This window comes from Cellulomonas timonensis (genome assembly GCF_900046455.1).
In the GTDB taxonomy this organism is placed as follows: Bacteria; Actinomycetota; Actinomycetes; order Actinomycetales; family Cellulomonadaceae; genus Cellulomonas_A; species Cellulomonas_A timonensis.
In genome coordinates, this window is record NZ_FCOT01000010.1 from 405,650 (window position 1) to 413,515 (window position 7,866).

Below are 7,866 nucleotides of genomic sequence, written 5' to 3' on the forward strand. Positions count from 1 at the left end.
TCAGCCCAGGAGGGCGGTGACCCGGGTCTGCGCGTCGGTGAGCGCCTGCTCGACGGTCTTGCGGCCGGCTGCGGCGTTGGCGAGCTCCTCGCCGACGATGTCCTGCATCTCCTGCTGGGACTCGATCACCGGGGGCAGCGCCACCGCGTCGAGCGAGTCGAACACCGCGGCGCGGTTGGCCGGCGGGGTGACGTCGAGGTAGCTGTCCAGCAGCGACTGGTCGGCGACGGGCGGCAGCTCCCACGACGTGGCCAGCCGTGTCGTCACCGTGGTGTCGGATGCGGTGAGGAACTCGAGCCACCGTGTGGCCTCCTCGGGGTGCGCCGACTTCGCGGACACGGCCACGCCGTTCGCGAACAGCGCCGACGCCTTCTGCGTGTGGCCCGGCTCGACGGCGATGTCCCAGCCGAGGCCCTCGACCTCGGCGAGGCCGCCGAACATCCAGATGCCGCTGTGCCACATGCCGAGCTTGCCGGCCTTGAACAGGTCGGTGTCGAAATCGGCAGTGCCTGCGCCGTCGGCCTCGGTCGGCATGGTCGTCCCGGACTTGCCGACGAGCCACGTCGCGGCCTCGATGCCCTCGGGGCTCGCGAAGGTCGCAGCGGTCTGCTCGGCGTCGAAGAACTCGCCGCCGGCCTGGGCCAGCGCCTTGTAGAACTCGTGGAACGAGATGGGCTGGTAGTCGCCCCACACCCCGGCTGCCCGGTCGGTGAGCTTCTCGGCCGCGGCCTGCTCGTCCGCCCAGGTCCAGTCGGCTGTCGGATACGCGAGGCCCGCCGCGTCGAAGAGGTCCGTGTTGTAGAACAGGACGACATTCGAGAACGAGGCCGGCAGGCCCAGCTGGGCGCCGTCGTGGGAGAACGACTCGAGCAGCGACGGTGTGTACGCGTCGGCGTTCTCGACCGTCAGCTCCGCGAGCGCGCCGTTGGCCGCGTACGTCACGAAGTTCTCGAAGTTGAGCTCGAACGTGTCGGAGACCGTGCCGCCCGCCACCGAGGTCAGCAGCTTGGTGAAGTAGTCGGCGTACGGGAGGGTCTCGACCTGGACGTCGATGTCCGGGTTGGCGTCCTCGAACGCCGCGACGATCGCGTCCAGGTCGGCCTCGTGGCCGCCGTTCGCGGAGAAGTTCATGTAGGTGACGGTGACCTTCTGGTCGGCGTCCCCGTCCCCGGTCTGGGGCGCGGTCGCCGAGCCCTGGCTGCACGCCGTGAGCGTCAGCGCGAGCGCGGCGCTCACGCCGAGCACCGCCCCACGGGTGCGGTGGGAGGTGGTTCGGAACGACATTGTTCTTCCTTTCGTGGTGGTCGGCGGCGGCGCCGATCCGGGGGGAGGTCGGTTGCCGCCATGCGACGACCGATGCGGTGGTGGCTACTTGATGCCGGTGTGCGCCATCCCCGCGATGATGTGGCGCTGCGCCACGAGGTAGAGCAACGCGATCGGGATGATGGAGACGACAGCCCCCGCCATCACCACGTCCCACTCGGTGGTGAACTGCCCGCGCAGCGTCGCGAGCCCCAGCGGCAGCGTCATCAGCTCGGGCGACCTGATGACCACCAGGGGCCACAGGAAGCTGTTCCAGCTCGACATGAACGCGAAGACCGCGAGTGTGGCGAGCGAGGGGCGCACCAGCGGCAGCATGATCGTGCTGAAGATGCGCAGGTGGCCGGCCCCGTCGATGGTGGCGGCCTCGTCCAGCTCGCGGGGCACGCCCTCCATGGCCTGCTTGAGCAGGAACACCCCGAACGCCGAGGCGATGGTGGGGGCCAACAGGGCGAAGTAGGTGTCGTTGAGCTGCAGGCGCGTCATCTCGATGAACAGCGGCACGACGAGCACCTGCAGCGGGATCATGAGGGTCGCGAGGTACACCGCGAAGACCACGTTGCGGCCCCGGAACGGCAGCCGGGCGAACGCGTACGCGGCCATCGACGACGTGATGAGCTGGAGCACCGTCGTGGCGACGGCGACCCCGAAGGAGTTGCCCACGATGCGCCACACCGGCATGACGCCGAACAGCTCGCGGTACGCGTCCAGCGTGGGGTCCTCGACGACCAGGCTCGGCCCCGAGGAGAGCGTCCCGCTGGGCGTGATGGAGGTGATCACCGTCCAGAGGAAGGGGAACAGCATGAGCACGGCGCCCACGGCGACGACGAGGTAGAGGACGACGCGGCGGCCCAGCCGAGAGGTCGTGGTCTGGATGTCAGGCATGGTTCACCCACCGCTTCTGGCCGTGCAGCTGGAAGGCCGTGACCCCGAGGATCAGGGCGAAGAGGAGCCAGGAGAGCGCCGAGGCCTCGCCCGCCCGCCCGTAGCGGAACGTCAGGTCGTAGATCTGGCCGACGACGACCTGGCTGGCCCCCGACGGCCCTCCCCCGGTCATGACGTAGACCTGGTCGAAGACCTGGAATCCGTTGACCAGCGAGATCACCACGACGAAGAACGTCGACGGGGACAGCAGCGGCAGCGTGATCGACCGGAACCGCTGCCAGGCGTTGGCGCCGTCCATCCGCGCGGCCTCCATCACGTCGCCCGGGATCGCCTGCAGGCCGGCCAGCAGGATCACCATGACAAAGCCGAGGTCCTTCCACGCGGAGGCGAGCACCACCGACGGCAGGGCCCAGGTGGGATCCGTCCACCAGCCGGGCTCGGGGAGCCCGATGGCGCCGAGCGCCTGGTTGACGAGGCCGTTGCTCGGGTTGAGCAGCCACTGCCACACGAGCGCCACGACGACCCAGCTGGTGACCACCGGCAGGAAGTACGCCGCGCGGAAGAAGGACCGGCCGCGGAACGCCTGGTTGAGCAGCAGCGCGAGGCCCAGGCCGCCCACGTACACGAGCGGCAGGTATCCGGCGATGTACATCAGCGTGTTGCCGAAGACCTTGCGGGTCGTGGGGTCGCCCAGCAGCTTGGCGTAGTTGTCCAGGCCGACCCACTCCATGCCAGAGATGAGGTTCCAGCGGTGCAGGCTCACCCAGGCCGAGCCCACCATCGGGACCAGGACGAAGGCGATGAGCGGAATCGCGCTCGGCAGCAGGAAGAGCAACACCCACCCGGCGTGCTTCAGGCCCCGACGGCGGGAGGCGGGGCCGCGGCGGGCGCGGCCGACGGCCGTGTCGACGGTGGCGCGGGGCGCGAGGGACGGCGCCGTCGACGCGCTCATCGTGCGGGCTCGGCGTGGTCGTCCGCCCCGGCGTGGAGGCGCTCGCGCACGAGCCGCCCCTGGTCGCCAGCCGCCCCCGCGGCGTCGAAGGGGCTCGCCAACACCAGGGACGCGGCGCCGAGCGCCCACTTGTCCTCGGCCCAGGGCTCGATCACGAACGGGATGCCGCGGCGCGCGGGCATGAGGTGGCCCCGGAAGGACGGCTCGAAGCCGGGCTCCCAGTGCCGCCAGGCGTCGATGCCCTCGCCGAGCAGCACGATCACCTCGGGGTCCACGGTGTGCACGACGCCCGCGAGCGCCCGCCCGAGGCGCGCGCCGGCCTCGCGGTAGATCTCCTGGGCGGCGGCGTCGCCGCGCTCGGCGGCCTGGCGCAGCCCGGTGGCAGTCCCCCGCGGGCCGACCACGCCCTGCTCGAGGGCGGCTCGCACCAGGGCGTCCTCGCCGATGTGGGCCTCGAGGCAGCCCCGGGCCCCGCAGCCGCACAGGGGGCCGTCCATGGTGATCGGGATGTGCCCGATCTCGCCGGCGCCACCCGACGCGCCCCGGTAGACCGCGCCGTCGACGACGATGCCGCAGCCGATGCCGCGTCCGATCGTGACGACCAGGTAGGAGCCGTGGTCGCGTCCGGTGCCGTACAGCCGCTCGGCGACGGCGAGGGTGTTGACGTCGTTCTCCACCAGGACGGGCACGCCGAGGGTGCTGCGGAGCACTGCGCCGACGTGGGCGTCGGACCAGCCGAGGGTCGGGGCGTCGACGATGCCGGAGGCCTGGGAGTCGACCGAGCCGGGGATGCCGACGCCGATGCCGAGCAGCGGCCCGGAGTGGTCGTCGACCGCGGAGCCGAGGATGTGGCCGAGCGCGTCGAGCGCGTCCGGCGCGTCGGGGTCGAAGCGCTGCGTGGACTGGCTGCGGACGGTGCCGTCGAGGTCCACGTCGACGAGGGCGACGTGGTCGGCGGTGACCTTGGCGCCGATCGCTCCCCCGGCAGAGCGGACGAGCCCGAGGAGCCGCGCCGGGCGCCCGCCTTGCGAGGGCGCGTGCTCGAGCTCGGTGACGAGCCCGCGCGCGATGAGGTCCTTGGTCAGCTGCGTCACGAGCGCCGGGCTGACGTCGAGCGCTCGGGCGACGTCGGCGCGGGAGGTCGGGCCCCGCGTGCCGAGCAGCCCGAGGATCGCCGACGGGACCAGGTCACCTCGGGCGGACGGGCGGGATGCGGGCGACATCGAACTCCTTTGTTCACCACTAAATTTAGTCGAACACTAACTACCTGGGCCGATGTCGTCAACTCCCGTCGCGTCGGTGGCCAGGCACAACGACGCCCGACGGAGGCGGTGGGCTAGGGCGACTCCCCTGGCGGCGACGGAAACGAATCTCCACCACAGGGCAGGCACAGGTCGGGCACAGGCACGCGCGGGTGAATGGTCCGGCCGAGAACGATTCGGCCCAGACTCCCCGGAGGCCCCGCATGTCGCAGTACCTGCTGTACCTGGTCGACCTCATCGCGATCAGCATCCTCACGTTCGGGCTGTACTTCCCGCGCCACCGGCGACGCGACCTCGTGGTCGCCTACCTGGGCGTCAACGTGGGGGTGCTCGCAGTCGCGGGGGCGCTCGCGCAGAGCGCCGTGGGCGCGGGCCTGGGGCTCGGGCTGTTCGGGGTCCTGTCGATCATCCGGCTGCGCTCGACCGAGCTCGAGCAGCATGAGGTCGCGTACTACTTCTCAGCGCTCGCGCTCGGGCTGCTGGGCGGGCTCTCGGGCGGGGCGCCAGGTCTGAGCATCGGGCTCATGGCCCTGATCCTGGTGGTCCTCGCCGTGGGCGACCACCCGCGCCTGTTCCGCCAGTACCGCCACCAGGTGGTGGTCCTCGACGTCGCGCTGGCCGACGAGACAGCGCTCATCGCACACCTCGAGGGCCTGCTGGGGGCGCAGGTCCACCGGGTGAGCGTGCAGCGGCTCGACCTGGTGAACGACACCACCTGTGTCGAGGTGCGGTACGCGGTGACGGGGGCGCCGGAGTCCGCCCGCCCCGCCGCGCCGGGGGCCGCATTCCCCACCTCGGCCCGGGATGACCTGGCGGCGGGCCTGCGATGACGTCCGTCGTCGGAGGCAGCGCCATCGACCGCCTCGCTCCTATCAGCCTGGTCGAGCTGGACGCCCGCGCTGCGTTGCAGACGCGGGTGGACCGCAAGTACGTCGTCCCGCTCGACGCGCTCGAGCCGCTGCTGCGGCAGACCGACCCGGGCGCCCGCGTGCTGGAGATCGGCGGAGCCCGCGATTTCGCCTACGAGTCGGTGTACTTCGACACGCCTGATCTGACGAGCTACCTCGGCGCCGCCCACCGGCGTCGTCGCCGGTTCAAGGTCCGCACCCGCACCTACGTGGACTCGCGCCAGTGCTGGATGGAGGTCAAGACGCGGGGCCCGCGCGGCTCCACCGTCAAGACGCGCCTGCCGCACGACCCGGATCAGCGCGGCCGGCTCACACCCGCGGGCCTGCGGTTCGCCGACGAGGTGCTGGAACGCGCCGCGATCCCGAGCACAGGCGCGGCGCCCTTCGTCCCGACGCTGGTCAGCCGCTACCACCGCACGACAATCCATCTGCCGGGCGACAGCCGCACCACCATCGACACCGGCCTGGTCTGGGCCGACCCCGTGAGCGGCGTCGAGGTCGCCCTGCCCGGCTTTGCGATCGTCGAGACCAAGACGGGCTCGACCCCGTCGTCCACGGACCGGCTGCTGTGGCGGCACCGCCTCCGACCGGTGCGGATCTCCAAGTACGGCACCGGCATGGCCGCCCTGCACCCGGAACTCCCGGCCACACCCTGGCGGCGCGTCCTCGGCCGCCATGTCCCAGCGGTCGCCTCTGACCGCTTGAGCACCCCGACCGCATGAGCACCCTCGCCGTTTGGAGCATCTGATGCGACGCACCACCCTGACGCACCTCCTCACCCCCGTCGCGGCCTTCGCCCTGCTGGCCGGCTGCACGTCCACGGCCGCCGTGGACTCTTCCGAGACGGGCGACTCCTCCGCGTCCGCCTCCACGTCGGCGGCCACGCCCGCCACGGACGCCGACCTGTCCGTCGAGGAGGCGATGGCCGCGAACGCCTCGGCCCACACCGCGGCCGAGGCGTGGGACCCGTCCGACGAGGTCCCCCTCACGCTCAACGGAGACTCCGCCACCGCCGACGACGACGGCGTGCGGGTCGACGGCTCAACCGTCACCCTCACGGCGCCCGGCACGTACCGGCTCTCCGGCACGCTGGACGACGGCCAGGTCGTGGTGGACAGCGCCGGCGACGGCCTGGTCCGCGTCATCCTCGACGGCGCCGAGATCACCAGCTCGACCACCAGCCCGCTGCAGTTCCTCGACGCCGACGAGGCAGTCGTGGTGCTCGCCGACGGGACGTCGAACCGCCTGTCCGACGCCTCCACCTACGTCTACCCGGACGCCGCGACGGATGAGCCCAACGCGGCGCTCTTCTCCACCGCCGACCTGACCCTCACCGGCGGCGGCGCGCTGCATGTCGAGGGCAACGCCAACGACGCCATCGCGAGTAAGGACGGACTGGTCATCGACTCGGGCTCGCTCACCGTCGATGCGGTGGACGACGGCATCCGCGGCAAGGACTACCTCGTGGTGCGGGGCGGCGACCTGGACGTCGAGGCCGGCGGCGACGCGCTGAAGTCCGACAACGACGAGGACGAGACGATGGGCTACGTCGCCGTCTCCGGTGGTGACCTCACGCTCGTCGCGGGTGACGACGGCATCGCCGCGGCGACGGATGTGATCGTCTCCGGCGGCGCCCTGGACGTCACGACAGGGGGCGGGAGCTCCGCGTCAGTGGCCGCGGACGCGTCGCCGAAGGGCCTGGTCGGCGACGTCTGCGTCATCGTGGGCGCTGGGGATGTGCTGGTCAGCGCTGCTGACGACGCCATCCACTCCGACGGCGCCGTGCACCTCGCGGGCGGCGCCGTGACCCTCGCCTCCGGCGATGACGGCATCCACGCGAACAACGCCCTGCGGATCAGCGGCGGCTCGGTGGACGTCACCCGCTCGTATGAGGGCCTGGAGGCGGCGCAGGTGACGGTCGTCGACGGTCAGGTCTCCGTCGTGGCGTCCGACGACGGCATCAATGCCGCGGGCGGTGACAATGACGCCTCGGAGGACGAGTGGGGCGACGCGCCGGCGCCCGGTGGCGGCGACGCCGCCGACGGCTCCAGCCTGACGATCACGGGCGGCACTGTGGTGCTGGACGCCGGTGGCGACGGCTTCGACTCGAACGGCTCCGCCTCCCTGAGTGGCGGGACGCTGGTGGTGCACGGCCCCACGAACGGCGGCAATGGCTCGATCGACGTCGCCGGCACGTTCGACGTCACCGGCGGCGAGCTCATCGCGGTGGGCAGCTCGGGCATGGCGCAGACCCCTGCGGCGTCCTCGGCGCAGTCCTTCGTCGCGCTCTCCCTCACCGGCCAGGCCGGCGACGTGGTGCACATCCTGGACTCCGACGGGAACCAGCTCGCGGTGTTCGAGACGACCAAGCAGTACGGCTCCGTCATCTACTCGTCGGCGGAGGTGGTCGCGGGCGAGGAGTACCAGGCCGCCGTCGGCGGGACGATCACCGGGGAGACGGTCGGCGGGCTCGGCCACGCGGGTGACACCAGCGGCGCGACGGTCACCGCCACCGGCACTGCGGGCCAGGAGACGCGAG

7 protein-coding genes are annotated in these 7,866 nt (G+C 71.8%); 3 read left to right on the plus strand and 4 right to left on the minus strand.

Annotated elements, in window-relative coordinates:
• The 4 genes from BN3788_RS05495 to BN3788_RS05510 all read right to left on the minus strand — a co-directional run bounded on the left by BN3788_RS05495 (position 1) and on the right by BN3788_RS05510 (position 4,380).
• Positions 1 to 1,284 carry an ABC transporter substrate-binding protein gene (locus BN3788_RS05495; protein ID WP_066582783.1) on the minus strand — a complete coding sequence of 428 codons (1,284 nt, stop codon included), beginning with the start codon at positions 1,282 to 1,284 and terminating at the stop codon, positions 1 to 3.
• 84 nt (positions 1,285 to 1,368) lie between these two features.
• Positions 1,369 to 2,205, minus strand: coding sequence for a carbohydrate ABC transporter permease (locus BN3788_RS05500; protein WP_066582784.1), 837 nt, complete (start codon positions 2,203 to 2,205; stop codon positions 1,369 to 1,371).
• On the minus strand, positions 2,198 to 3,157 hold the full coding sequence (locus BN3788_RS05505; RefSeq protein ID WP_082812609.1) for a carbohydrate ABC transporter permease: 960 nt from the start codon (positions 3,155 to 3,157) through the stop codon (positions 2,198 to 2,200). The genes BN3788_RS05500 and BN3788_RS05505 overlap by 8 nt, the downstream gene beginning before the upstream one ends.
• Positions 3,154 to 4,380, minus strand: a complete 1,227-nt coding sequence (locus tag BN3788_RS05510) for an ROK family transcriptional regulator (protein ID WP_066582785.1) — start codon at positions 4,378 to 4,380, stop codon at positions 3,154 to 3,156. The genes BN3788_RS05505 and BN3788_RS05510 overlap by 4 nt, the downstream gene beginning before the upstream one ends.
• Before the next feature lie 242 nt (positions 4,381 to 4,622).
• On the opposite strand from BN3788_RS05510, the gene BN3788_RS05515 reads away from it, so the two are divergent.
• From BN3788_RS05515 to BN3788_RS05525, 3 genes are all read left to right on the plus strand, one after another.
• On the plus strand, positions 4,623 to 5,249 hold the full coding sequence (locus tag BN3788_RS05515) for a DUF4956 domain-containing protein (RefSeq protein ID WP_066582786.1): 627 nt from the start codon (positions 4,623 to 4,625) through the stop codon (positions 5,247 to 5,249).
• Entirely contained in the window at positions 5,246 to 6,049 is an 804-nt protein-coding gene (locus BN3788_RS05520) for a polyphosphate polymerase domain-containing protein (RefSeq protein ID WP_066582787.1), read from the plus strand. Before BN3788_RS05515 ends, BN3788_RS05520 begins: the two co-directional genes overlap by 4 nt.
• Positions 6,050 to 6,074: 25 nt before the next feature.
• On the plus strand, positions 6,075 to 7,866 hold a 1,792-nt coding region (locus BN3788_RS05525; RefSeq protein WP_082812610.1), incomplete at its 3' end, for a carbohydrate-binding domain-containing protein.

Coding starts and splice junctions, on each gene's coding strand:
- BN3788_RS05495 (WP_066582783.1), bottom strand. CDS start 1,284: ATGTCGTTCCGAACCACCTCCCACCGCACCCGTGGGGCGGTGCTCGGC.
- BN3788_RS05500 (WP_066582784.1), bottom strand. CDS start 2,205: ATGCCTGACATCCAGACCACGACCTCTCGGCTGGGCCGCCGCGTCGTC.
- BN3788_RS05505 (WP_082812609.1), bottom strand. CDS start 3,157: ATGAGCGCGTCGACGGCGCCGTCCCTCGCGCCCCGCGCCACCGTCGAC.
- BN3788_RS05510 (WP_066582785.1), bottom strand. CDS start 4,380: ATGTCGCCCGCATCCCGCCCGTCCGCCCGAGGTGACCTGGTCCCGTCG.
- BN3788_RS05515 (WP_066582786.1), top strand. CDS start 4,623: ATGTCGCAGTACCTGCTGTACCTGGTCGACCTCATCGCGATCAGCATC.
- BN3788_RS05520 (WP_066582787.1), top strand. CDS start 5,246: ATGACGTCCGTCGTCGGAGGCAGCGCCATCGACCGCCTCGCTCCTATC.